Origin of the sequence: Streptomyces sp. NPDC057474 (genome assembly GCF_042802555.1) — a bacterium.
GTDB lineage: Bacteria > Actinomycetota > Actinomycetes > Streptomycetales > Streptomycetaceae > Streptomyces.
The window spans coordinates 1-2,048 of record NZ_JBHVDX010000477.1; the positions used below are offsets into that span (position 1 = coordinate 1).

Annotated in this window: 1 protein-coding gene and 1 tRNA gene; both read left to right on the top strand. The window is 65.5% G+C overall.

The genetic code is table 11. The annotated features are described in order from the left end of the window. Positions 1-30: 30 nt before the first annotated feature. Positions 31-102, top strand: a tRNA-Val gene (locus ACFU53_RS47830). Positions 103-681: 579 nt separating this feature from the next. Beyond that, complete coding sequence (locus ACFU53_RS47835) at positions 682-1,971, top strand: ABC transporter substrate-binding protein (RefSeq protein ID WP_384006915.1); 1,290 nt, start codon at positions 682-684, stop codon at positions 1,969-1,971. Positions 1,972-2,048: the final 77 nt, after the last annotated feature.

Sequence of the window (2,048 nt, forward strand, 5' to 3'; positions counted from 1 at the left end):
CTGACATGGGGTATTTTGCTTCCTTCTTACGGGCGATTAGCTCAGGGGGAGAGCGCTTCGTTCACACCGAAGAGGTCACTGGTTCGAACCCAGTATCGCCCACCGGATCATGACGACCCGGTCCACGGAAACGTGGGCCGGGTCGTTTTCGGTTGCGGGCGCGCAGGGGTTTTCGGGGCGCCGGCCGAGCCGTACGACTCCTGCTGGGGCGACAGCCGACGGCCGACGGCCGACGCTCGACGGTCGACGAGGGCTGGCCGACGAGGGGCGGCCGTCCCTCGCGCATGGCTGAAATGGCGCTCCGGATCCGCTTCTGTATGGCCGGATCCGATGCTTCCCTGCCCTCGCCCGGGGGCTCACGCCCGGTCGGCCCGCCGTGCTCCGGAGGCGGTTGGGTGAGAGGCGTCGGGGGTGCCCCACTGACTCCTTTCAGCCTCTTCCGTTCGCCGCTCGGCGACCCCCATCGCGTTCGACCCGTCGACCGCAACTCCACTACCTGGGCATTCGGTTGATAGCCCGTCATCTGCGGTGTCGCCGGACCCGGCGCGGCGGCGACTCCGCTTTCCATCAATTCCTGTCCGAATCATTGACGTCTCCTGAGGGTCTCCGTACCTTGTGCCAGCAAGCGCTTACTTGAAACGATTCATGGAGCGGGACGCAACGTCGCGGGGAGGCTCAACCATGCAGCAAAACAGGAACGTTGAGAGGCGGACGGTCCTCAAGGCAGCCGGAGCCTCACTGGCCGTCGCGGGGCTGGGGGCGACGGCCACGGCCTGTGGCGGCGACAGTGGCGCGGGGGACGGGACGGTGACGATCCGTTACGCCTGGTGGGGTGCCGAGGACCGGGCGGAGCGCATCAAGAAGACCGTCGCTCTTTTCGAGAGGAAGTACCCGAAGATCAAGGTGAAGACCGACTTCCAGGTGTATCCCGACTTCTGGAAGAAGTTCAACACCCAGGCCTCCGGCGGAAATCCGCCGGATGTGTTCCAGAATGCCATCGGTTTCCTGCGGAAATACGACGCGAAGAATGTGCTGCTCGATCTCGGCGCACAGGTCGAGGCGGGCAACCTCTCCCTGGACGGCTTCAGAGCGGGCCTGGAGAAGTTCGGCGAGGTCGACGGAAAGCTGCTCGGCGTTCCGGTCGGTTCCAACTCGATGGCCCTGGTGATCGACAAGCCCGTCTACACCAAGTCCGGTGTGAAGCCGGAGCAGGGCTGGACCTGGGACGACTTCGACGCCGCGATGAAGAAGATCCGGGACAAGGCGGGGCGCGCCGGCGACAGCGGCATGTACGGCGTCATGTACCTCTACGACCTCTACCTGCGCCAGAACGGCAAGGCGTTCTTCACGGAGGACGGGCTCGGCTTCACCGAGGCGGACCTGAAGGCCTGGTGGGCGAAGGCCGAGAAGGGCATCGAGGAGGGTTTCTACGCCGACCCCAAGAAGGTCGCCCAGATCAAGCCCAAGTCGGCTGTCGCCGCGGAACTCGCCGCCGGTGAGTTCACCTGGGACAACTTCACCGTCCGCTACACCTCCGAGGGTAAAAGCGAGTACGGCCTGGCCCCAATCCCGACCACCGACGGCAAGAAGACCGGCCAGTACCTCGGCTCCCTCATGCTCAGCGCGTCCAAGCGCACCCAGCACCCCAAGGAAGTCGCGCAGTTCATCGACTTCATGGTGCACGAGCCCGAGGTCGCCAAGATCATGGGCTACGACCGAGGTGTGCCCGCGACGCAGGCCCAGTACGACGCGTTCCAGCCGACCGACCCGGTCAACAAGGCGATCGCCGCGTACGAGGAGTCCCTCGTCGAGGCGGGCGTCCTTGAGCCCATCACCCCCCATCCGAACGGTGCGGACATCTGCGAGGCCGGGTTCATGCGCATCGCCGAGGAACTCGCCATGGGCAAGCGGTCGGTGGACGACGCCGTCAAGCAGTTCTTCACCGAGTCGAAGACGGCTCTCGGCAGCTGATGGGAACCGCCGTGACACACGCCCCTGCGATGGAGGACCTGACCAAGGACTCCGAGCCGCGGCACCGTCCGGTCAAG

Excerpts from the sequence above, each read along its gene's own strand:
- ACFU53_RS47835 (WP_384006915.1), top strand. The coding sequence starts at position 682 with ATGCAGCAAAACAGGAACGTTGAGAGGCGGACGGTCCTCAAGGCAGCC.